The sequence below is a fragment of the Agrobacterium sp. A3-95 genome (assembly GCF_053521785.1).
In genome coordinates this window covers 319,288-341,657 of sequence record NZ_JBNWDR010000003.1, presented here as the reverse complement: position 1 = coordinate 341,657, position 22,370 = coordinate 319,288, and the positions used below count along the sequence as shown (strand labels likewise).

General features: G+C 59.0%; 24 protein-coding genes. 14 read left to right on the top strand and 10 right to left on the bottom strand.

The window, feature by feature from the left end:
* Positions 1-15 precede the first annotated feature (15 nt).
* The 4 genes from ACQZ5Y_RS11070 to ACQZ5Y_RS11055 all read left to right on the top strand — a co-directional run bounded on the left by ACQZ5Y_RS11070 (position 16) and on the right by ACQZ5Y_RS11055 (position 4,408).
* Complete coding sequence (locus tag ACQZ5Y_RS11070; protein ID WP_174049817.1) at positions 16-2,400, top strand: EAL domain-containing protein; 2,385 nt, start codon at positions 16-18, stop codon at positions 2,398-2,400.
* Positions 2,401-2,416: 16 nt separating this feature from the next.
* Positions 2,417-3,130, top strand: a complete 714-nt coding sequence (locus ACQZ5Y_RS11065; RefSeq protein WP_174049819.1) for a substrate-binding periplasmic protein — start codon at positions 2,417-2,419, stop codon at positions 3,128-3,130.
* A 102-nt stretch (positions 3,131-3,232) separates the two neighbouring features.
* On the top strand, positions 3,233-3,949 hold the full coding sequence (gene pth, locus ACQZ5Y_RS11060) for an aminoacyl-tRNA hydrolase (protein ID WP_003513491.1): 717 nt from the start codon (positions 3,233-3,235) through the stop codon (positions 3,947-3,949).
* A gap of 6 nt (positions 3,950-3,955) precedes the next feature.
* Positions 3,956-4,408, top strand: coding sequence for a GNAT family N-acetyltransferase (locus ACQZ5Y_RS11055; RefSeq protein WP_174049821.1), 453 nt, complete (start codon positions 3,956-3,958; stop codon positions 4,406-4,408).
* An 11-nt stretch (positions 4,409-4,419) separates the two neighbouring features.
* Here ACQZ5Y_RS11055 and clpS read toward each other — a convergent pair whose 3' ends face one another.
* Positions 4,420-4,731: an ATP-dependent Clp protease adapter ClpS gene (gene clpS, locus ACQZ5Y_RS11050; protein WP_003513495.1), complete on the bottom strand. Its 312-nt coding sequence runs from the start codon at positions 4,729-4,731 to the stop codon at positions 4,420-4,422.
* A gap of 253 nt (positions 4,732-4,984) precedes the next feature.
* Between clpS and ychF the strand changes: the two genes are divergently transcribed.
* The 4 genes from ychF (at position 4,985) to ACQZ5Y_RS11030 (ending at position 8,046) form a co-directional block, all read left to right on the top strand.
* Entirely contained in the window at positions 4,985-6,088 is a 1,104-nt protein-coding gene (ychF, locus tag ACQZ5Y_RS11045) for a redox-regulated ATPase YchF (RefSeq protein WP_003513497.1), read from the top strand.
* A gap of 321 nt (positions 6,089-6,409) precedes the next feature.
* Positions 6,410-6,883: a MaoC family dehydratase gene (locus ACQZ5Y_RS11040; RefSeq protein ID WP_003513500.1), complete on the top strand. Its 474-nt coding sequence runs from the start codon at positions 6,410-6,412 to the stop codon at positions 6,881-6,883.
* Positions 6,880-7,347 (top strand): MaoC family dehydratase, encoded by a 468-nt coding sequence (locus tag ACQZ5Y_RS11035; RefSeq protein ID WP_003513502.1) that lies wholly within the window; start codon positions 6,880-6,882, stop codon positions 7,345-7,347. Before ACQZ5Y_RS11040 ends, ACQZ5Y_RS11035 begins: the two co-directional genes overlap by 4 nt.
* A 63-nt stretch (positions 7,348-7,410) precedes the next feature.
* Complete coding sequence (locus ACQZ5Y_RS11030) at positions 7,411-8,046, top strand: class I SAM-dependent methyltransferase (protein WP_065687145.1); 636 nt, start codon at positions 7,411-7,413, stop codon at positions 8,044-8,046.
* A 13-nt stretch (positions 8,047-8,059) separates the two neighbouring features.
* Here ACQZ5Y_RS11030 and ACQZ5Y_RS11025 read toward each other — a convergent pair whose 3' ends face one another.
* The 5 genes from ACQZ5Y_RS11025 to petA all read right to left on the bottom strand — a co-directional run bounded on the left by ACQZ5Y_RS11025 (position 8,060) and on the right by petA (position 11,948).
* On the bottom strand, positions 8,060-8,602 hold the full coding sequence (locus tag ACQZ5Y_RS11025) for an adenine phosphoribosyltransferase (RefSeq protein WP_003513506.1): 543 nt from the start codon (positions 8,600-8,602) through the stop codon (positions 8,060-8,062).
* 90 nt (positions 8,603-8,692) lie between these two features.
* Positions 8,693-9,085 carry a GFA family protein gene (locus ACQZ5Y_RS11020; protein ID WP_003513508.1) on the bottom strand — a complete coding sequence of 131 codons (393 nt, stop codon included), beginning with the start codon at positions 9,083-9,085 and terminating at the stop codon, positions 8,693-8,695.
* A 79-nt stretch (positions 9,086-9,164) separates the two neighbouring features.
* The gene (locus ACQZ5Y_RS11015; RefSeq protein ID WP_003513510.1) at positions 9,165-10,049 is read right to left on the bottom strand and encodes a cytochrome c1; all 885 of its coding nucleotides are present in this window, start codon (positions 10,047-10,049) and stop codon (positions 9,165-9,167) included.
* 22 nt (positions 10,050-10,071) lie between these two features.
* Positions 10,072-11,355, bottom strand: coding sequence for a cytochrome b (locus tag ACQZ5Y_RS11010; RefSeq protein ID WP_019565206.1), 1,284 nt, complete (start codon positions 11,353-11,355; stop codon positions 10,072-10,074).
* Between the two features lie 14 nt (positions 11,356-11,369).
* Positions 11,370-11,948 carry a ubiquinol-cytochrome c reductase iron-sulfur subunit gene (gene petA / locus ACQZ5Y_RS11005; RefSeq protein WP_003513514.1) on the bottom strand — a complete coding sequence of 193 codons (579 nt, stop codon included), beginning with the start codon at positions 11,946-11,948 and terminating at the stop codon, positions 11,370-11,372.
* Positions 11,949-12,258: 310 nt separating this feature from the next.
* On the opposite strand from petA, the gene ACQZ5Y_RS11000 reads away from it, so the two are divergent.
* On the top strand, positions 12,259-13,191 hold the full coding sequence (locus ACQZ5Y_RS11000) for an endonuclease/exonuclease/phosphatase family protein (RefSeq protein ID WP_174049823.1): 933 nt from the start codon (positions 12,259-12,261) through the stop codon (positions 13,189-13,191).
* A gap of 13 nt (positions 13,192-13,204) precedes the next feature.
* Here the strand turns inward: ACQZ5Y_RS11000 and ACQZ5Y_RS10995 are convergent, their stop codons facing one another.
* The 3 genes from ACQZ5Y_RS10995 to ACQZ5Y_RS10985 all read right to left on the bottom strand — a co-directional run bounded on the left by ACQZ5Y_RS10995 (position 13,205) and on the right by ACQZ5Y_RS10985 (position 17,822).
* Positions 13,205-15,181, bottom strand: coding sequence for an ABC transporter ATP-binding protein (locus ACQZ5Y_RS10995; protein WP_003513518.1), 1,977 nt, complete (start codon positions 15,179-15,181; stop codon positions 13,205-13,207).
* 251 nt (positions 15,182-15,432) lie between these two features.
* Positions 15,433-17,283, bottom strand: coding sequence for an ABC transporter ATP-binding protein (locus tag ACQZ5Y_RS10990; protein WP_174049825.1), 1,851 nt, complete (start codon positions 17,281-17,283; stop codon positions 15,433-15,435).
* A 383-nt stretch (positions 17,284-17,666) separates the two neighbouring features.
* Positions 17,667-17,822, bottom strand: a complete 156-nt coding sequence (locus tag ACQZ5Y_RS10985) for a hypothetical protein (RefSeq protein WP_174049827.1) — start codon at positions 17,820-17,822, stop codon at positions 17,667-17,669.
* A 225-nt stretch (positions 17,823-18,047) separates the two neighbouring features.
* Here ACQZ5Y_RS10985 and ACQZ5Y_RS10980 point away from each other — a divergent pair, with 225 nt between their 5' ends.
* The gene (locus tag ACQZ5Y_RS10980; protein WP_174049829.1) at positions 18,048-18,521 is read left to right on the top strand and encodes a tRNA (cytidine(34)-2'-O)-methyltransferase; all 474 of its coding nucleotides are present in this window, start codon (positions 18,048-18,050) and stop codon (positions 18,519-18,521) included.
* Between the two features lie 172 nt (positions 18,522-18,693).
* Complete coding sequence (locus tag ACQZ5Y_RS10975; protein ID WP_112959322.1) at positions 18,694-20,346, top strand: Na/Pi cotransporter family protein; 1,653 nt, start codon at positions 18,694-18,696, stop codon at positions 20,344-20,346.
* 3 nt (positions 20,347-20,349) lie between these two features.
* On the opposite strand, the gene ACQZ5Y_RS10970 is transcribed toward ACQZ5Y_RS10975, so the two are convergent.
* Positions 20,350-20,625 (bottom strand): hypothetical protein, encoded by a 276-nt coding sequence (locus tag ACQZ5Y_RS10970; protein ID WP_013636608.1) that lies wholly within the window; start codon positions 20,623-20,625, stop codon positions 20,350-20,352.
* Positions 20,626-20,754: 129 nt separating this feature from the next.
* On the opposite strand from ACQZ5Y_RS10970, the gene hemF reads away from it, so the two are divergent.
* The 3 genes from hemF (at position 20,755) to ACQZ5Y_RS10955 (ending at position 22,360) form a co-directional block, all read left to right on the top strand.
* The gene (gene hemF, locus ACQZ5Y_RS10965) at positions 20,755-21,666 is read left to right on the top strand and encodes an oxygen-dependent coproporphyrinogen oxidase (protein WP_174049831.1); all 912 of its coding nucleotides are present in this window, start codon (positions 20,755-20,757) and stop codon (positions 21,664-21,666) included.
* Between the two features lie 122 nt (positions 21,667-21,788).
* Positions 21,789-22,055: a hypothetical protein gene (locus ACQZ5Y_RS10960; protein ID WP_003513532.1), complete on the top strand. Its 267-nt coding sequence runs from the start codon at positions 21,789-21,791 to the stop codon at positions 22,053-22,055.
* 119 nt (positions 22,056-22,174) lie between these two features.
* Positions 22,175-22,360 (top strand): DUF1059 domain-containing protein, encoded by a 186-nt coding sequence (locus ACQZ5Y_RS10955; protein WP_003513537.1) that lies wholly within the window; start codon positions 22,175-22,177, stop codon positions 22,358-22,360.
* Positions 22,361-22,370 lie beyond the last annotated feature (10 nt).

Here is a 22,370-nt window from a genome sequence, read left to right as displayed (position 1 = left end):
GTACTGCAATAGAACATGGCTCATTCCGTCGAAAGTCGCTTTATCGCGATTGTTTCCGGTGCACTTCTCACAGTGGTCGCCCCGCTTTTCACCCTTTTGCTGACCCTCTCCTATCACGAGGCTATCCGTAGCCAGCGCAATCACCTTGAGATCCTGCTGTCAACCAATGCGCAGGCGCTTGCCCGCCCGCTATGGGATCTCGACGACGACACCATAAATCAGATTACCGGCACCCTCGTTTCCGACCCCGTGATCCGCATGGTCGAGGTCAAGGATACCTCTGGCCAGCTAGACATCATCCAGACGGCCGGCAGCGACATCATTCAGGATGCAGCCTCCACGACCCGCGAAGTGACCTACAAAACCACAAACGGTGTCGTCACCGTCGGGCAACTGACAGTCTATTACGACGATATCGGTCTTCTGACCTCTCTCAGCCGCACCGAACTGGCGTTCATCACAATTTTCATTCTCGCCATTCTCACCACCGTTCTTGCGGCCATCGCCGGCAACCGCTTCATGGTCATCCGTCCGCTGATGCGGCTGGCGGCAGCGATAGAAGCGACACGCCGCGTCGGCTCCCGCCACCATGTCGACTGGCGCTCGAAGGACGAGATCGGCAGGCTGGCAAAAAGCTTCAACGAAATGCAGACCCAGCTTGAAAAGGAAGAGCTGGAAATCAAGCATGCCCATGAGCGGAAGACGGAAATCTACAATCGCACACCCGCCATGCTGTTCTCGCTTGACAGATACGACCGGATTGCCGCGGTCAGCGACTATTGGGTGCAGGCGACCGGTTATGATCGGGCCAGAATACTCGGCCTGAATTTCGCCGACCTCATCCACCCGGATGACCGGTCCCTTTTCCTGCAGCGCAAGGCGGCGCAACATTCGCCCGACGCCGCACATGCGGGTATCACGGTGCGTTTTCATTGCATGGATGGCAGCGTTATGGACGCCCTCATCCTTGAAAAAGCCCTTGATTCCGGCAACGCACATCAGGGCACATATCTCTGCGTCATGACTGACGTGACGGAGTTGCGCCAGTCGGAAAAGCGCAACCGCCAGCAGGCTATTTCCGACCATTTGACCGGTCTCTTCAATCGCCAGGGTTTCGAGGCCATTCTAGACGTGCAGATCCGTGACGCCGACAGGAACGGCAGCGAACTGGCATGCCTTTTCATAGACCTCGACCGGTTCAAGGCCATCAACGACAATCTCGGCCATGCGGCGGGCGATGCGGTTCTGCGGGAATTCACGCTGAAAATCGAACCACTGCTGACACCGCTGGACAGCGCGTCGCGTCTGGGCGGCGACGAATTCGCCATCCTGCTTGCCGGCGACAAGGTGGAGGAGCGCGCCCAGCTGTTCTGCGAGCGGATCTGCACAATGCTGGACACGCCCTTCGAGATCGAAGGCAACAGCATCCGTCTCAGCGCCAGCATCGGCATGGCGATCTACCCGCTGCATGCCGCAAGCGCATCCGAACTTTTGCAGAATGCCGACATGGCCATGTATACCCGCAAGAGAACGGGCAAGAACGGCTCGCAGATCTTCGACAGCTCGATCATGGACCGCGCCCGCGAACATGCGGAACTGGAAAGGGATATTGCGCAGGCGCTTTCCGACAATTGGTTCGAGGCTTATTTCCAGCCGATTCAAGATCTTGCAACGGGCCAGACGGCGGGTTTCGAGGCACTGTTGCGTCTCAACCATCCGGAAAAGGGATTGCTTTCTCCCGCCACGATCATCAGCCTTGCGGAAGAAAACGGTACCATCCATCGCATCGGCAATGTCATCCTCGACCAGTCAATCGCCAATCTGGCCAGACTGTCGCACCTGCCCGGCATGGAGCAATCCTATGTGGCGGTGAATTTTTCGCCGCTGCAGTTCGAACCGGGATTGCCGACCCGTATCGCCGGCGTCCTTCACCGCTACGGCATTCTCCCCAATCGGCTGATTATCGAGATAACCGAGGCGGTCATCATGAAGGACGATCCGCAAATCCGGGCGATCCTCAATGCCATTCACCAGCTGGGCTGCCGCATCGCGCTGGACGATTTCGGCACGGGTTATTCGTCGCTAAGCTATCTCAGCCGCTTTCCGGTCGACATCGTCAAGATCGATCAGTCCTTCACGCGCTCGATCTGCGACGACACGGTGGAGATAAGGCAGCGCAGCCGCATGCTGGTCGAGGGTATCGCCGCAATCTCACACAAGATGAATTGCTCCGTCATCGCCGAAGGCGTCGAGACGGAAGAGCAGAAGGAGCTTCTGACAGTGATAGGCGCGGATTACGGACAGGGCTATTATTTTGCGCGACCGCAGCCCATCGAACGGCTGATCGCTGCATTGAATGCGGATAACGGCGCAGACCGCGCCGCGGCGCGACAGGCGTAAACGGGTGGGAGCAACCATGGGATTGATCCGCTTTTGTCTGATCTTTCTTGCTCTTGCCGGCCCGGCCAGCGCAGCCAAGCTTTTCCTGACCACCGAGGTTTACCCACCTTATAATCTGCAAAACGACGATGGCAGCGTGGCGGGTGTTTATATCGACCAGCTCAGGATCGTGCTTGAGGATACCGGCACCGATTACGAGGTTGCCGTCATGCCCTGGGCGCGGGCGATCGCATTGGCCACAACGAAGGCCATGCATTGCGTCTTTGCCACGGCAAGAACGTCCGAACGGGAAAAATTATTCAAATGGGTCTCGCCGATCCATAGCGACCGCAACATCCTCGTGGCGCGCCAGAATGCGGATATCAACGTCTCCAGTCTGGAAGACGCGAGGAAATACCGGGTCGGCACCCAGCGTGGCGACTACACCGAGGTCCTTCTTGGCAACCTCGGTTTCGAGCATGTGGATGTCGGTGCTGATTTCCAGATCACGCTTCACAAGCTGAACGCAGGCCGCATCGACCTGATGCCCATGTCGGAAAGCACTTTCAAAAGCCAACCCCCAGGCAAGTTCAGGGAAGTGATAACGCTGGCGCGGCAACAGCTGGGTCTTGCCTGCAACAAAAGCGTTCCAGACGAGGTCATTGCAAAATTGCAGGCGCGCCTGGACAGGCTGATCGCCGATGGAACGCAACAGCGCATATTCGACCGCTACAAACTCGTCAGCCCTTGAGCGCCCGCTCGCCACATCCAAAAAATCCATAAAAAGATTGACAGCCAGAACATTTCGGGGTGGTGACAACAGCATCGTCAGGCAAAAAAGCGGACATGCCCCATGAAGATCATCGCAGGCCTTGGTAACCCCGGCGCCCAATATGCGGGAAACCGTCACAACATCGGCTTCATGGCCGTGGATGCGCTGCAGCGCCTGCCTTCCTTCTCGCCCTGGGCGCGGAAATTCAAGGCGGAGATTTCCGAAGGCGAAATAGGCGGTGAGAAAGTTCTGCTGATGAAGCCCCTCACCTACATGAACCTGTCGGGTGAATCCGTCGGCGAGGCCATGCGTTTCTTCAAGCTTGCACCGGCAGACATTATCGTCATCCATGATGAACTCGATTTGCTTGCAGGCCGGGCGCGCATCAAGACCGGCGGCGGCCATGGCGGCCATAATGGCCTGAAATCGATCGACGCCCATTGCGGTAAGGAATACCGCCGCCTGCGCCTCGGCATCGGCCATCCCGGCGACAAGGAGCGGGTGCATGGCCACGTTCTCGGTGATTTCGCCAAGACCGACCGGGTCTGGCTCGATCCGCTGCTGGACGCCATTGCCGACAATGCCGCGATGCTGGTGAAATCAGAGGATTCGCAGCTGATGAACAAGCTGGCGCTTGCCACCGGCAGCAAGCCGGAAACGGAAAAACCGGCCAAGGCGGCCAAGCCCGCCGCGCAATCCCACATCCATCAGGCGCGCAACAACGCCCAACCGAAAAAACTGCCGGAAACCGGGCCGATGGCAGAGATGCTGAAGCGGATGTTCGGCAAGAAGGATTGAGCGCAGGTGTCTTCAGAGACCATGAGCCTTCGCGAAGCTGCCCCGGACGATCTGCCGAAACTGCTCGAACTTTACCAGGCGCTGAACCCTTCCGACCCGCAACTGACGGCGCAAGAGGCAAGCACGGTTTTCGCCGCCATGCTCGGCCAACCCGGCCTCACCGTGTTCTTTGCCATGGAAGACCAGGAACCCGTTGCAACCGCCACGCTTCTCGTCATCCCGAACCTGACGCGCGCTACCCGTCCCTATGCCTTCATCGAAAATGTGGTGACGCTGGAAAGCCGTCGCGGCCGGGGATATGGCCGCGCAGTCGTGCGCCACGCCATCGAGACCGCCTTTGCCGCAAATTGCTACAAGGTGATGCTGCTGACCGGCCGGCAGCGTCCTGAGGTACATGCCTTCTACGAAAGCTGCGGTTTCATTCAGAACAAGACGGGTTTTCAGATCCGGCGGGATTGAGCATAAAGCCGTCACTCCTCCGGCTCGGTGGTGAACATCAGCGGAAACCCGGCCTCCTTGCCAAGATCGTTCGCCTCCTTGGCCTTGGTCTCGGCAATGTCGCGCTCGCAGACAACGACGACCGCGCTCCCGAAGCGATGCGCCGTCATCATCACCCGGTGGCCGGTGTCCTCGCCCATGTGGAAGACGACCTTCAACACCAGGGTGACGAAGTCGCGCGGCGTATAGTCGTCATTCAGCAGAATGACCTTGTAGAGCTTAGGCCGCTCCAGCTTCGGTTTGACTTTCGGTTTCGGTTTGAGATCAACAGGACTGTCACTCATCATTGTCGCCCGTGATTGTCACTCAATTGTAGCCCATGGGGAAAATCCCCGTTGATGACGAAAGATCGGTTGCTCGACCGGCGCATATTGCGCCGCAACCGCAGCATCGACAACCTCGGCCCCGCACTCGCGCAGAATTCCGCGCCATTCGCGGGGCTTTGCCCGCCCAAATCGGCCCCCGGGCTTGACCTTGCCCTGCCCTTTCCGCAAAAGGCTCCTCAACGAATTCTTTCAAACGGACAGGTTTCAAGCCATGGGCTTCAAATGCGGTATCGTCGGGCTGCCGAATGTCGGCAAGTCCACCCTCTTCAACGCGCTGACGAAAACGGCGGCCGCGCAGGCCGCCAACTATCCCTTCTGCACCATCGAGCCCAACACCGGCGAAGTTGCCGTGCCGGACCCCCGCATGCAGCAGCTCGCGGCCATTGCCGGATCGAAGGAAATCATTCCGACCCGCATTTCCTTCGTGGACATTGCCGGCCTGGTGCGCGGCGCATCGAAGGGTGAAGGTCTCGGCAACAAGTTCCTCGCCAATATCCGCGAAGTCGATGCCGTCGTGCATGTGCTGCGCTGCTTCGAGGACGACGACATCACCCATGTGGAAGGCCGCATCAATCCGGTTGGCGATGCCGACACGATCGAGACGGAACTGATGCTCGCCGACCTCGAAAGCCTGGAACGCCGTGTCGAGCAGACGCGCAAGCGCGCCACCAGCAAGGACAAGGAATCCTTGGCCCAACTGCCGGTGATGGAAGCCGTAATTGCTCTGCTCAACGACGGAAAACCGGCACGTCTGCTTTTGAAGACACTGGCGGACGAGGAAATCGAAATCCTCAAGGGCCTCAATCTCCTGACGTCGCACCCGGTGCTTTATGTCTGCAACGTCTCTGAAGCCGACGCATCCACCGGCAACGAGCACACCGCGGCTGTCGCGGAGATGGCAAAGCAACAGGGCGCCGAATGCGTGATCATCTCGGCGGCGATCGAGGCCGAAGTCGCGCAGCTTCCGGCCGATGAAGCCGAAGAATTCCTCTCGGCCCTCGGGCTCACCGAAGCCGGTCTCGACCGGTTGATCCGCGCCGGCTATCACCTGCTCGACCTCATCACCTATTTCACCGTCGGCCCGAAGGAAACGCGCGCCTGGACGATCGTGCGCGGCACCAAAGCGCCCGCTGCCGCCGGCGTCATCCATACCGATTTCGAACGCGGCTTCATCCGCGCCTTTACCATCGCCTATGACGACTACATCGCCTACAAGGGCGAAGTTGGTGCCAAGGAAGCCGGCAAGGGACGCGACGAAGGCAAGGAATATGTCGTCCAGGACGGCGACGTCATCCACTTCCGCTTTAATACCTGATCTGGTCTTAAGCGCGGCGGCGGTCACATCGCGTCTTTTGACGCGCTGACCGAAGTGACACAGACCTGTGGCTTGTTTCTTCTCCCGGCGGGGGAAGATAGCCCGGAGGATCGGATGAGGAGGCAACGCTGGCGAATCTCACGACCCTTGCCCCTCATTCCGCTATCGCGGCCTTCTCCTCCACTGGGAGAAGGCAGCATGACGCACTCGCTCTCTCAACAGCATCTCCCTATGCCGCAAACGCACTCTCGATTTGACCTTTACGTAAAGGGAAAAATCATTTTAGATGCCGGTGACATCGACTAGGCAAGGGAGGAAGCCATGGCGCCGGTCGCGACATATGCCTATGAGGATTTTTCCGTTGGACGGGAATTTCCCCTGGGACCGCAATCGATTTCTGCAGCACAAATCATCGAATTCGCCAGCGAGTTCGATCCTCAGCCCATGCATCTGTCCGAAGAGGCTGGCCGCCAGAGCATTCTCGGCGGGCTGGCGGCATCCGGCTGGCACACCTGCGCCCTGCTGATGCGAATGATGGCGGAGAGCTATATCAGCGATTCGACATCGCAAGGCAGCCCCGGCATCGATTATGTCGACTGGAAAAAGCCGGTTCTGGCTGGCGATACGCTTTCGGGAAAATCCATTGTTCTGGAACAGCGCACCTCCAGCTCACGCCCCGGCATCGGCCTCGTGAAGTTTCGCCATGAGCTTTATAACCAGCGCGGCGTTCTGGTATCGCACGGCGAAAACACCGTGATGTTCCTGATGCGTGCGGACGGAGGCCTTGCGGCATGAGACTGGCAGAACTTTCCCCGATCGGCGAACGCGTCACCCTCGACACATTGCATTTTTCCGCCGAAGACATTGTCCGTTTCGCCCGCGATTTCGATCCGCAGCCCTTTCATCTCGATGCCGAAGCGGCGAAAAACAGCGTCTTCGGCGCGCTCTGCGCTTCCGGTTGGCACACCGGCGCTGGCTGGATGAAATGTTTCCTTTCCCATTGGGGCAAGGAAGTGAAGAGGCTGAAACAACTTGGCCTTGAACCGCCGAAACTTGGCCCCTCCCCCGGCTTTCGTGAACTCAAATGGAAAAAGCCGGTTTTCGCCGGAGACGACGTGACCTATTTCGTCACATTGCTCGATGCCCGACCGCTGGAATCAAGAGCCGGGGTTTGGCTGAACACCACCTTCAACGAGGGCGTGAACCAGTCCGGAGAAACCGTGATGACCTTCCAGAGCGGGGTTCTGGAGTTCGAATAGCGGCTGGCCGAGATAGCCCGCGCGCGATACCCTCGGAATCGGCGTCGCGGCGGGAAGGCAAGAATGAACGATATCCTACAGGGTTATGCTGAAGCGGCAACGCCGGACCTGATTGCCAGGTTCGATGGACTGGATTGCCGGGAAATCTACGCACCGGTCATCGATCTGTTGCCGGTCACACCGGCCCGCGTCGCGGATATTGGCAGCGGCACCGGTCGCGATGCCGCCTGGTTTGCCGAATGCGGCCATGATGTTCTGGCGATAGAGCCGGTCAAGGAACTGCGTGAACCCGGAAAGAGATTGCACCTCTCGCACAAGATAACCTGGCTTGACGACTGTTTGCCCGATCTGATGAAAGCGCGCCGCCACGGCCCGTTCGATCTGGTTACGCTGTGCGGCGTCTGGCACCATATCGATGACGAGGCACGGCAAACCGCCATGGAAAGCCTCTCGGAGATGACGGCAGAGGGCGGATTGCTGATCATGTCCCTGCGTCACGGCCCCGCACCCGAAGGCCGCCGTGCTTTTTCCATTTCACCAGCGGAAACGACGGGCAATGCAGCCCGTCTGGGGTTCACGTTGATACGACAGGTAGAAGTTGCTTCCATTCAGGCGGGTAATCGCGCCATGGGCGTCCACTGGACATGGATCGCACTACGAAAGACCGGAAAAAACGCCGGCCTGTCGCAACATTCCTAGCCGGAAACCGGCCTCAATGCCCCGAAAACTCCACCAGTGTCCGCACTTCGACACCGAGGTTTTCCAGCTTCCTGCGGCCGCCGAGATCGGGCAGATCGATGACGAAGCAGGCCGAAACGATTTCCGCGCCCATCTGCCGCAAGAGCTTGACCGCGCCTTCGGCTGTGCCGCCGGTCGCGATCAGGTCGTCGACCAGAATCACCTTTTCGCCCGGCTGCACGGCATCCACATGCATTTCCATTTCGTCGACACCATATTCAAGGCTGTAGGCCACGCGCACGGTGGTGTGCGGCAGCTTGCCTTTCTTGCGGATGGGCACGAAACCGGCGGAAAGCTGGTGCGCCACCGCTCCGCCCAGAATGAAGCCACGCGCTTCCATGCCAGCGATCTTGTCGATCTTCGTCCCCGCATAGGGCTGCACAAGCTCGTCCACGGCACGGCGGAAAGCGCGCGGATTGCCAAGCAGAGTCGTGATGTCCCTGAAGATGATGCCCGGCTTCGGATAGTCGGGAATGGAGCGGATGGCAGCGGAAAGCTCCGAAGCGATAACGGTCATGGTATTTCCAGTTAGATTGGGAAATGGATCAGAAGGTTCGGGCCACCCTATCAACTTGGTGGCTGCGGACCAACTAAAAAGGACCGTCGCTCATTCCTGCCCCGACATTCCCTCGATCCGCGCCCAGACCGGGCATACATCCGCGAAGGAATGCGACAGAGGCCGTAGCGCCTCGTCATTTCTGTCGTCAAAAGAGCCGGAAACGAGGGCGACAGTCGGTGCATCGTCGATGGCGCCAAGCGTGCTGCCGCAGACTGCGCAAAACGCACGGCTGGAATAATCGGAAGACCGGAAAACCATGGGCGCACCGCGCTCTCCCGTCCAGACCACTGCATCGCTCGCAAACTCCACCCAGGCAAGGCTGGAAGCGCCGGAGTGCCGCTGGCAGATATCGCAGGAGCAGCTGTGCGGATTGCCGGGTTCACCCGTGGCCTCGAAACGGACGGAACCGCACAGGCAGCCACCGCTCCGGACTTTCGCCATTTCTCATCCTCCTTCGACACATGCAAAGGCCCCCAGGGCAAGACCATGGGGGCCAATGATTGCAGGCATTTGAAGCCGGTCAATGTTCCTTGTTGGCGTAGACCGATTTCTTGGTGAGATAGATCAGCGCCGTGAAGATGAACAGGAACACCATGACCATGAAGCCGGTGCGCTTGCGTGCTTCCAGATGCGGTTCTGCGGCCCACATCAGGAAAGCGGACACGTCCTTGGAATATTGATCCACCGTCTGCGGCGCACCGTCGTCGTAAGTCACCTGATCGGCGCTGATCGGCGGCGCCATCTTCAGCGCCACGGCACTGGCGAAATACGGGTTGAAATGCGTGCCTTCCGACACTTCAACGCCGGCGGGCGCGTCCTGGTATCCGGTCAGCAGCGCATGGATGTAGTCCGGGCCGCCTTCCTGATAACCGCCGATGATCGGAATCATGTCGATGACGAACTGCGGAAAGCCACGCTCCACGCCGCGCGCCTTGGCAAGCAGCGACATGTCCGGTGGTGCAGCTCCGCCATTGGCAGCAGCAGCCGCTTCGTGGTTCGGGAATGGCGAGGGGAAATGGTCGGAAGGCACAGCCTTGCGATTATACATTTCGCCGTCGGCGTTCGGCCCGTCCTGCACTTCATATTCCGCAGCAAAGGCCTTCACCTGCTCTTCCGAATAACCGAGATCGCCCAGCGTGCGGAAGGAAACGAGGCTCATCGAATGGCAGGCAGAGCAGACTTCCTTGTAGACCTTCAGGCCGCGCTGCAGCTGGCCCTTGTCGTATTTGCCGAAAGGTCCGGCAAAAGACCAGCTCTGCTCCTCGGGCTTGATGACCGGGAAGTGACCGCCGGCGATCGCATGCTCGGTCTTGGTGGCGAGATCGTGGCTCTCCTCCGCCGCAAAAGCGGCGGCGGAACAGCCGATGGCAGCGATAAGCGCGATGCTCGTTACAAGCTTCTTCATTGTCGTCATCCTTCCTTCGCGCTCAGACTTGGGCGGCCGCTGGCGCGGCAGTCTTCTTGGCGGCGTTCTTTTCCAGAACGGCCTCGGTAATCGAATTCGGAATACGCCGCGGCGTTTCGACCAGACCGAGGATCGGCATGATGACGAGAAAGAAACCGAAGTAATAAAGCGTGCCGATCTGCGACATGATGACATAAAGGCCTTCCGCCGGACGCGAACCCAGCCAGCCGAGCAGGATGGCGTTGACCACGAACAGCCAGAAGAACAGCTTGTACCAGGGACGATAGACGGCGGAGCGAACCTTCGAGGTATCGAGCCAGGGCAGGAAGAACAGCACGATGATTGCGCCGAACATGACGAGAACGCCACCGAGCTTGGAATCGATCGGCCCGATATTGAAGGTGATGGCGCGCAGCATCGCGTAGAACGGCAGATAATACCATTCGGGCACGATATGCGCCGGTGTCTTCAACGGATCCGCCATGATGTAGTTATCAGGGTGGCCGAGGAAGTTCGGCATGTAGAAGACGAACCACGCATAGGCGATGAGGAACACCGAAACGCCGAGTGCATCCTTCAACGTCGCATAGGGCGTGAAGGGTACCGTATCGGTCTTGCTCTTCACTTCCACACCGGTCGGATTGGTCTGGCCGGTCACATGCAGCGCCCAGATATGCAGGATGACGACACCCGCGATCATGAAGGGCAGCAGGTAGTGGAGCGCGAAGAAGCGGTTGAGCGTCGGATTGTCCACCGCAAAGCCGCCGAGCAGGAACTGCTGAATCCACTCACCTATACCCGGGAAAGCCGAGAAAAAGCCGGTGATGACCGTGGCGCCCCAGAAGGACATCTGGCCCCACGGCAGCACGTAGCCCATGAAGCCCGTCGCCATCATCAGGAGGTAGATCACGCAGCCGAGAATCCAGAGGATTTCGCGTGGCGCCTTGTAGGAGCCGTAATAAAGTCCACGGGCGATGTGCAGGTAAACCGCGATGAAGAAGAACGACGCACCGTTGGCGTGCATGTAGCGCAACAGCCAGCCGTGGTTGACGTCGCGCATGATCTTTTCGACGGAATTGAAGGCAACCGTCGTTTCAGCGGCGTAATGCATGGCAAGCACGACGCCGGTGAGGATCTGCACGATCAGCATGACAGCCAGCATCGCGCCGAATGTGTAGGCGTAGTTCAGATTACGCGGGACAGGATAGGCAACGAAGCTGTCATAGATCATGCGCGGCAAGGGAAGCCGCGAATCGATCCACCTCTCGATGCCGGTGGACGGCTGATAACTGGAATGACCACTCATAAATATCTGTCCCCTTATCCGATCTTGATCACGGTATCGGATGTGAATGCAAATGTCGGGATGGCGAGGTTCTGCGGCGCCGGGCCCTTACGTATGCGGCCCGCCGTATCGTAATGCGAGCCATGGCAGGGACAGAACCAACCGCCGAAATCGCCGGCCTGGCCGAGCGGAACGCAACCGAGATGGGTGCAGGAACCGATCATGACGATCCAGTTTTCTTTGCCCTGACCGGCGGAACGGTCAATGTCCGTCGCCTGCGCGTCGGGGGCAATGTTGGCGTTGCGCGCCACCGGATCCTTGAGATCGGCAAGAGCGACCGCATTGGCTTCGCCGATTTCCTTCTCCGTGCGGTTACGGATGAAAATCGGCTTGCCGCGCCACTTCACGGTCAGCGACATGCCCGGCTCGACCGCCGCGACATTCACCTCGATGGAGGCAAGCGCCAGCGTCGATGCGTCTGGACGCATCTGGTCGATAAAGGGCCACGCCACTGCGGCGGCACCAACGGCGCCCGTCATTCCGGTTACTAGATAAAGAAAATCGCGACGGGTCGGTTCACCCGAGGCGTCGTGATTGGTTACGTGCTCGCTCACCGCTACACCATCCTCTGCGCTGTTTTTGCCGTAAATCGCATGAGTCCTCCCGCTATGATTTGATCCAAGACAATCTCCGTCCCACCGTCTCGGTCATCCTCGCGGCGTTTGAGAAACCGCGTCATTCTGTTTGATCGCAAAATATTGACTGACTTGGCAAGAGCAAAGCACACAAAGCTGCCGTAATTCTGCCAGAAGGGGCGGATTTGTTTCTCATTTTTTCCTAAGCCCCGGCAAGCGGGCAACATTGTGCCCACCCTTGCGGCATGTTACGAGACATCAAGGGAGAGCTTGGAAAGCAGGGATTCGGATGACGGCGAAGCTCTCGTGCATGGTCTCCACGGTCGTGGCTGCCGTACTTTTCATCGCCAGCCTGCGTTATGTGACGGATTTCTGGCTTTTAGCCTTCGTCACCAGTTTCCAGCTTCACATCGCCTTCGTCTGTATCCTGGTGTCATGCCTGGTATTTTGGCTGACGCGTGACGCGATTTCCGCTTTCCTCATCATCTGGTCGCTTGCGCTCGCCATCCACGCCGTCGCCATGCTCATGGAATTCTCGACAAGCGCCAATGCGGCACCTGGCGCCAGACCCTTCCGGCTATTGTCCTTAAACGTATTGATGGATAACGCCGCCAATGCGGATGCAATTGCCGACAGGATTCTCGAATCAGACGCGGATGCTGTCTATCTGTTCGAGGCGGCTGCGCTGGAATCGGTTCTGCCGCGTCTGCAGCAAACCTACCCCCACAGGCTCGGTTGTTATGCCGGAACACCGACCTGTGATCTTTTGATCCTGTCGACGCGGCCGCTGCTGGAGGGCCGTTTCCATAGCCTCAGCGATCTGCGCCGCGACCGTTTCGCCATCGCCAGCATCGATTTCGACGGCACGAAGCTGACGCTCGCCGCAGGTCACATCACCAAACCCTATTTCGACGACTATCACCGGGACGAGCTGGACGAAGTCAGCGAAATTCTCTTTCGTGTCACCGGGCCGCTCATTCTGGCCGGAGATTTCAATTCGGCCAGCATCGCTCCCGACATGCGCGACTTCCTCGCCGCCAACGACCTGAAGAAAGCGCCATGGGAACCCGCCACATGGCCGACGAAGGCAGGTCGCTTCGGCATCGCCATCGACCATATCTTCGCCCGCGAACCGGCCACGCTCTTGAAAACCACCCGTCTGCCCGACAGCCTCGGTTCCAATCATTTCGGCCTGATGGCGGATTTCATGATCGGGAAATAGCTGGCGACAGGCCCTATTGGGCCGCCTCGTCCACAGCAAGGAAGCCGCCCGACTGTCGCGCCCAGAGTTCCGAATAAAGTCTGCCCTGCGAGACGAGATCTGAATGGCTGCCCTGCTCGACGATACGGCCCTGATCCATGACGATCAGCCGGTCGAGAGCAGCAATCGTTGAAAGACGGTGGGCGATGGCCAGCACTGTCTTGCCCTGCATCAACTCATCCAGATTGCTCTGGATCGCCGCTTCTACTTCCGAATCAAGCGCAGACGTCGCCTCGTCGAGGACGAGGATCGGCGCATCCTTCAGCATCACGCGGGCAATGGCGATGCGCTGGCGCTGGCCGCCCGACAATTTCACGCCGCGTTCGCCGACATGCGCGTCGAAACCCGTGCGGCCGCGCTGGTCTTCCAGCCGTGCAATGAACTCATCCGCCTTGGCCCGGCGCGTCGCCTCCAGCAATTGCGCTTCGGTGGCATCCGTGCGCCCGAACATGATGTTGTCTCTGATAGAACGGTGCAGCAGCGACGTATCCTGCGTGACCATGCCGATATGGGCGCGAAGTGATTCCTGGGTGACCTTGGCGATATCCTGCCCATCAATAAGGATTCGGCCTTTCTCGACATCGTAAAACCGCAGCAGCAGATTGACGAGGGTGGATTTGCCCGCGCCAGAGCGTCCGACGATGCCGACCTTCTCCCCCGCCTTGATATCGAGATTAAGATTGTCGATGACCCCGTTCGCCCGCCCATAATGGAAGCTGACGTTTTCGAAGCGGATACTTGGACTTTTCACGTCCAGCACTGTCGCATCCGGCGCGTCCACGAGGCCGATCGGCTGCGAAATCAGCTCCGCCGCATTCTGCACCGTGCCGAAATTGCGCATGATGCCGTTGAACTGCGTCATCAATCGCCCGAGCAGGAAGTTGAGGCGCAGAACCAGTGCGAGCGTGAACGCGACAGCGCCGGAACTGATCTTGCCGGACAGCCAAAGGTCGATACACAGCGCCGCCATCGACGTGATCATCACACCCGACAGCAGCGCCATGGAGGCGCGCACACCGGTGATGAACCGCGTGAACGTCATAGTGGCGTTCTGGAAGATATCGAAGCCCTGCCGCATGTAGCGGTCATTGGCATCGTCGCGCCCGAACAGCCTGAGCGTCTGGATATTGCTGTATGCATCCACCATCCGGCCGGAAAGCATGGAGGCTGCCTCCGCCGTTTCTTTCGAATGGGAGCGGATGCGCGGCACGAAATAACGCGCCAGCAGCGAGAAGATCAGCACCCAGACGAGGACGACGACGGCAAGCCGCCAGTCCAGTCCGCCGATCAGCAGCAGCATCGAGACGGAGTAGATGCCGACGAACCAGACGCTTTCCATCAGCGACGTGACAAGATCGCCTGCCGCCTGCCCGCCCGACCAGACCTTGGTGACGATGCGGCCGGAAAAATCATTCTGGAAAAAGGTCAGCGATTGCCGCGCCACATGCATATAGGATTGCCAGCGCACCAAATTGTAAAAGCCGGGCGTGATGATTTGTTGGTCCACCAGCGCGGTCACCATGGTGACGATAAAACGCACGATGCCGATCAACACCAGCATGCCGACGAGTTCGCCGCCATGGGCTGCCAGCAGTCCAGCCCAGCCCTCTTCCGGCTTGACGGTCGAGAGAATGTCGACCAGCCGCCCGACGAACCAGAAAAGCGCAGCCTCAATGGCAGCCGTCAACCCGCCCAGCACCAGCATGGCAAGAAACGGCGCCTTGGCCTGCGAGATATAGAACCAGATGAAACCAGACGTCTTTTCCGGCGGCCGCAAATCGTCCTTGCGGGCGAAGGGCTTTATCCAGTTCTCGAAAAACTCGAAGATGCGGGTAATGACCATGATCCGGATATAGGCGGATTCCCGGAGCGGGAACAGCCGCAGAGCGTTCGGGAAGAGATTATATTTCGGTAACGTTCGGGAAATGAAAAAGGGCGAAGAATGTTCCACCGGGCTTGGATAGATCCACCTGGATTTCGCGCACTCGCAGCATCCTCACTCCGTCACCAAGGACTAGATCCGGGGTCAAGCGCGATTCAAGTTTTGATCGCGGGAGATTCTTTTCACGGCGCAGGCGCGCCGTGGCTGGAAACCGGCTCAAGGCCGGCATGACGGAGGAGAGGTTTAACTCGCCTACATAGATAAACGTGAACCGCAAACGAAAGGGCGGGAAACCATGCTTCCCGCCCTTCGAGCTTTCCTTACTCGGCAGCCACTTCCGCCTCGTGGTCGGCGATGAAGCCGCCGGACTGGCGCCGCCATAGATCGGCATAGATACCGCCCATCGCCGCCAGTTCAGCATGGCTGCCCGCTTCCACGATCTGGCCCTTGTCGAGGATGATGAGCCGGTCCATTTCGGTCAGCGTCGACAGACGGTGGGCGATCGCGATAACCGTCTTGCCTTCCATCAGCGAGAACAGATTTTCCTGAATCGCCGCCTCGACTTCCGAGTCGAGCGCCGAGGTCGCCTCATCAAGTACGAGGATCGGGGCGTTCTTGAGGAACACGCGGGCAATGGCGATACGCTGACGCTGGCCACCGGACAGCTTTACACCGCGTTCGCCCACCTGGGCATCGAGACCCTGGCGGCCATGCATATCGACAAGCGTTTCCACGAAGTCCCAGGCATTCGCCCGCTTTGCCGCCGCGATCACCTGCTCGTCGGTGGCCTCGGGATGGCCATAGGCGATGTTGTCGCGGATCGAACGGTGCAGCAGCGAAGTATCCTGCGTCACGACACCGATCAGCTCGCGCAGGCTGTCCTGCGACACCTTGGAGATGTCCTGCCCGTCGATGGTGATCTTGCCCGCTTCCAGATCGTAGAAACGCAGGAGCAGGTTCATCAGCGTCGTCTTGCCCGCACCGGATCGCCCGACCAAACCGACCTTCTCGCCCGGCTTGATATCCAGCGTCAGCCCGTCGATCACGCCCTTGTTCTTGCCGTAGTGGAAGCGGACGTTATCATAACGGATCGCGCCCTGCGGTGCAGCAAGCTGAGGCGCCTTCGGAGCATCGACGATATCGTGCGGCTTCGTCATCATCGACATGCCGTCATAGACGGTGCCGATGTTTTCGAACAGCGAGGTGACTTCCCACATGATCCATTGCGACATGCCGTTGACGCGCATGGCAAGGCTTATGGCAATGGCAACCGAGCCGGCCGTGACCGAGCCCTGCATCCAGAAATAAAGACCGAGCGAGGCCGTGGAAAACAGCACGACCGCATTGTTGAGGTCGATCAGGATGTTGAAGCCGGAAATCTTGCGCATCTGGCGGTGAACGGTTCCGAGAAACACGTTCATGCCCTCACGCGCATATCTTTCCTCGCGACCCGCATGCGAAAACAGCTTGATCGTCGAGATGTTTGTATAGCTGTCGACGATACGCCCCGTCATCATCGAGCGCGCATCGGCCTGCTCCTGTGCGAGCCGGCCGAGCTTCGGCACGAAATAGGTGAGGATACCCATATAGATGCCGAGCCATACCAGCAGCGGAATGACCAGCCGCCAGTCTGCGGCCGCAACCATGAACAGCATCGAGACGACGAAGCTGATAGCGTAGACGAACACGTCGATCACTTTCAGCGCCACTTCGCGGATCGCCAGCGCCGTCTGCATCACCTTGGTCGAAACCCGGCCTGCAAATTCGTTGGCGAAAAAGTTCATGGAGTGGCGCAGCAGGAAACGATGCATCTTCCAGCGCGCGATCATGCCGAAATTGCCGGCAAGCGTCTGGTGCATCGTCATGGTGTGGATCGCGCCCATCAGTGGCAGCAGGAAGAGCACCAGCCCAGCCATGACCATCAGATGCCAGCCCTCATCGGCAAAAAACGTCTCGCGATTGGCCGTGGAAAGCCAGTCGACGATGCTGCCGAGGAATTTGTAGAGCATGGCTTCCGCAACGGCGATGCCCATGGACATCAGGCCGAGCAGCAGGAGCCACGGCCATGCGGGCTGCACATAATGCCACACGAACGGCAAAAGCTTCTTCGGCGGCACAGACGGGGCCGAAGAGGGAAAAGGATCAAGGCGTTTTTCAAACCAGCCAAACATAGGCCAAGCTCCGGCAAGCAATCGCCCCATCGTGAAACGTGAGCAAGCGCAAATATGGCTCACGACGGAACAGAAAAGTATTGGATATGGCCGCAACAGCCACATGACGAATCAAACTATGGGAAACGCGGTCGAACCGCGGGGGTAACACCTAGGCCAGCAGCAGCACTACTGGGGCCGGGAGGCGAATACGAATGTCATTTTGCATCAGAACCTCCCTAGCTGGTGTTGAAGATGTCGCCTTGTAGCGCAAAAATTAATCGTTGACCAGCCGCAAAGATGCCGAACGCGTCAGAAAAGCTCTCGATTGCGACCGATTCTGCCGAACGGGCGTAGAAGACCCGGCAAAGGTCTCCGCCCGTTGTAAGGCCTGGATACGCAGCTTACTTGGCGGCGTCCTGCGCCTGCCCGAGCGCCTTGATCTGCGCCAGAGTATCGGCCAGCGTGGCCGAGGTGTCGGAATAAATATCATCGTCCTGCACCTGCAGATTGCCGACATGCAGGTCGGTCAAATGGACGAAATTCGCCCGTTCGGACATGATATCTTCCTGTTTTTGCTGCGCGGAACCCGGATCGAAACAACGCCGATCCGACGCAACCGGATGTGCCGGATCGGCCTGACGACACGTTGGTTAATGGGTAGCCCGACTCTTTGTCACGCGAATGAATACGGCACTCTTCGAAACGGTCTTCTCGGGCTGCATCTGTCACAAACCCGCCGCCCGTGATAAGCGGTCCGGCATTCCAAATGCGGTGAGAAGACCATGAGCGATATCAGACCCGAAATCAGGATTGCCCTCTACCAGCCGGATATTCCTGGCAATACCGGCACGATCCTGCGGCTGGCGGCCTGTCTCGGCCTCGGCGTCGATATCATCGAGCCGGCCGGTTTCGATATTTCCGACCGAAACCTGAAAAGGGCAGGCATGGATTATATCGCAGCGGCGGCGCTGACGCGCCACGTCAGATGGGACCGGTTTGAGGAGTGGCGCGCAACCACCGGCCGCCGCCTCGTTCTCGCCTCCACCAAGGCCGCCCTGCCCTATACGAAAATCGCCTATCGCCACGACGATATCCTGCTTTTCGGCCGTGAAAGTGCTGGTGTGCCGGACCACGTGCATGAGAAGGCGCAGGAGCGAATCATCATCCCGATGGTCGAGGGGCAGCGCTCCATCAACGTCGCAATGTCCGCCGCGATGATCACCGGCGAGGCTTTGCGCCAGACCGCATGGTCTTAAGCGCCTTTTTTAGCGCCATTTTTTCGTGCAAATACAAAAATTGACCGTTTTTGCTTCAAAACTGTCGCAACCCGGCCTGTACCGAAGGCGTTCAGGCTCCTATACTTATTAGCCGGACAACAAAAATCGCCCTCGCCGCAGCCATCCGCCGGCGGGTGTGAGGAGACGTCGCATGCAATCCACCATTGTCATCGTCAACCTTCTCGGCGCAGTCGCGCTGCTGCTCTTTGGTCTTGCCCAGGTCAAGGACGGGGTTACCCGTGCCTTCGGCATGAAACTGCGAAGTGTATTGGCGACGGGCACCCAGAGCGGCCCGCGTTCCTTCTTTTCCGGCTTTTTCGCCACTGTCGCGCTGCAAAGCTCGACAGCAACCGCGCTTACCGTCGCCTCCTTCGCAGAACGCGATCTCATCAAGCCGCGCATGGCGCAGGTCGTGCTGCTCGGCGCCAACGTCGGCACCGCCGTCACCGCCTGGATTGTCGCGGCCGGTGTGGAGTGGCTGTCGCCGCTGCTGATCCTCTCCGGTATCGTTCTCAAAAAGGGTAGCTCAAACGCCCGACAAGGTGGCGGAACCGCGGTCATCGGCATCGGCCTGATGCTTCTGTCATTGCATCTGTTGAGCGGCGCGACCGAACCGATGCGTGCCTCGCCAGCCCTTGGCGTCTTCATCGGTCTGCTTGATGGCGCATGGCCCGTCGCGTTGATCTTCTCCGCCGTGCTGGCCTTCGTCTCCTCCTCCAGCCTGGCTGTCGTGGTGCTTATCCTGTCGCTTGCTGCCACCGGCACGCTGTCCGCCGGTCTCATCATCGTTCTCATTCTCGGCGCCAATCTCGGCGGCGCCATTCCGCCGGTCATCGCCACGCTCTCCGGCCCGGCCTCGGCGCGGCGCATCACCATCGGCAACCTTGTGGTGCGCACCATCGGCTGCCTCATCGCCATGCCACTCGCATCCTATGGCGCAACGCTTTTGCAGCAATTGCCGCTTTCGCCCGCCAAATTGCCTGTTGATGCGCATCTCATCTTCAATGTCATTCTGGCAGCGGTTGCCTGGCCGTTCTCAGCCCTCATATCCGACCTGATGGCAAAGCTGGTGCCGGGCGATCCGAAAACCGAAGATGGCCCGAATTTCCTCGATCAGCAGGCGCTGGATACGCCTGTTGTGGCGCTCGCCAATGCCACGCGTGAGGTCTTGAGCGTCGGCGATGCTATCGAGCGCATGCTGATCCGCGCCGAAAACGCCTTCAAGCATAATGATCTGGCACCCCTTCAGGAGGTGTCCCTGCTCGAAAAGAAGGTCGATCGCCGTCAGCAGGAGGTGAAGGTCTATCTTTCCCAACTGGGGCGCAAAGGGCTTGCAGACGACGAAGCGCGCCGTTCGATCGCCATCATCGATTACGCGATCAATCTCGAACATATCGGCGACATCATCGAAAAAGGCATTTGCGAGCAGATCCGCAAGAAGGTGCTGAACAGCTTCAAATTTTCCGACGACGGTTATGAGGAGTTGAAGACGCTGTTCGACATGACAATCGAAAATCTGCGGGCCGCCCAGAGCATTCTGGTGACCGGCGATTTCGAACTCGCCCGCCGGCTGATGGAAAGCAAGGTGGATATACGCCGCCTCGAAAAACAGTCGTCCAACCGCCATCTGGAGCGGCTGCGCGATGGGCTGACGGAAAGCATGCAGACGAGTTCACTGCATCTCGACATGCTGCGCGACCTGAAGCGCATAAACGCCCATATCGTGTCTGTGGCGCATCCCATTCTGGATGAAAGCGGTGTTTTGATCGAAAGCCGCCTGCGTTACGCCGAACCGCGTGCTTAAAGCTTAGTCTGCCGAAGGAAGCCGCCGCATGGTGAATTCGATGCGGTCGCCTTCCAGCTGCCGCCAGCTTTCCACTTCGGTCCAATAGGCGGCCTTCGGAAAACTGTCGAACCACTCGCGCGCCTTGGCACGGGCTTCTTCACGGTCGAGACAAAAGGTCTGCCGCACGAACATGCCGTTGCGCATCGGATCGCCACCGTCACTTTCACGCGCCTTGCGGTGATTGGCGATCCTGCGCTTCAGCCCGTCCAGGGGCGGCGGTCCGGCAAATTTCGTCATGATATTCACCTCTGGCACCTACATCGCTAAAGATAGTGCCCGCATGTGAACTTGGCGAGTCGAATTTGTGCGCAAGGCCAGCACCTGCTAGATGCGACAGGGAATCGACTTCACCAAAGGAGAACATGCATGGAACGGCCATCTTTGCCGAAGGGCTTGCCCGAGGACATAGAAGACAAGAAGGCCGCCGCCCAGGCCTGGTTCCAGCATCTTCGCGACACCATCGTTACCTCCTTCGAAACCCTTGAAGACGAGCTGAGCGGCCCGCTCGCCGATCAGGAACCGGGACGCTTCGTGCAGAAGGACTGGCTGCGCGACAATGGCGCGGGCGGCGGCGGTAAGATGTCGATGATGGAGGGCCGCGTCTTCGAAAAGGTCGGCGTCCACACCTCCACCGTCTATGGTGAGTTCTCGCCGGAATTCCGCCAGCAGATACCGGGTGCGGAAGAAGACCCCAGCTTCTGGGCATCCGGCATTTCGCTGATCGCCCATCCGGTCAATCCCAATGTGCCGGCTGTTCATATGAACACCCGCATGGTCGTCACCACCAGCCACTGGTTCGGCGGCGGCGCGGACCTGACGCCCGTGCTTGGACGCCGGCGGATGGAACAGGACCCGGACACCCAGCTTTTCCACCGCGGGTTCGAGATCACCTGTAACCGCCATCCCGTGGCCGACTATCCGCGCTACAAGTCGTGGTGCGACGAGTACTTCTTCCTCAAGCACCGCAACGAGCCGCGCGGCACCGGCGGCATCTTTTTCGACTGGCTGCACCCGGAAGAGGAAAAGGGCGGCTGGGACGCCAATTTCGCCTTCGTGCAGGATGTTGGCCGCGCCTTCAACCTGGTCTATCCAAAAATCGTGCGGTCCAATTTCAACCAGTCCTGGACGGAAGAGGACCGCGACGAGCAGCTCATTCGCCGTGGCCGCTATGTGGAATTCAACCTGCTTTACGACCGCGGCACGATCTTCGGCCTCAAGACCGGCGGCAATGTCGAATCGATTCTGTCTTCCCTGCCGCCCGTGGTCCGCTGGCCCTGAAATACTCACGTAAATTTGACGCCCGTCAGGAATTTGGGCGCAAATCGCGCAAATTAGGACTTATGGAAAAATAAAGGCAATGATAATCTCCTGCGTGCAGACGTACTGGAGGAGCTATCGTCATGATTACTTCGAACAGCATGCCTATATCCGCTTCCGCTGAGGGAGCCTCGCATTCCATCGATACCCCTGATTTGATCGACCGCATGGCAGCGGAAATGCGTGCCACCGGCGATCGCGAACTGCCGCATTCCTTTTATGTCGAACAAGTAAAACGCACGCTTGCCGGAAAAGCGGTGACGCGGGCCGACAATGACGAAATGCCTCGTACAAAAATCCCGGCAGCCGGCACATCCTCTGTTTTCCAGTGCTGGGCGATGCCCGAATAGGGCCTGAACAGGGTCAGCGGACGCCGCTCTGGAACATTAGCGGCGACCGTTCGTTTCTTGTCAGAGGGACAGCAGGCATTTGCAGGCTGTCCCTCTGTCTAAAACAGGGAGGCAAGACCATGAGACTGTTTGAATGTGGAACGCTCGTGCCCGGCTGTGCCTGGCACACCCGCGCGGATGACGACGCGGAAGTCGTGCGCCGCACCGTGGAACATATGCGATCGGCCCACGGCGAAACCATCATCCGCGAAAACATGATCGAAAACATCAAATCCCGCATCCGCGACGAGGCAAATGCGGCCTGAGCCGCAACGC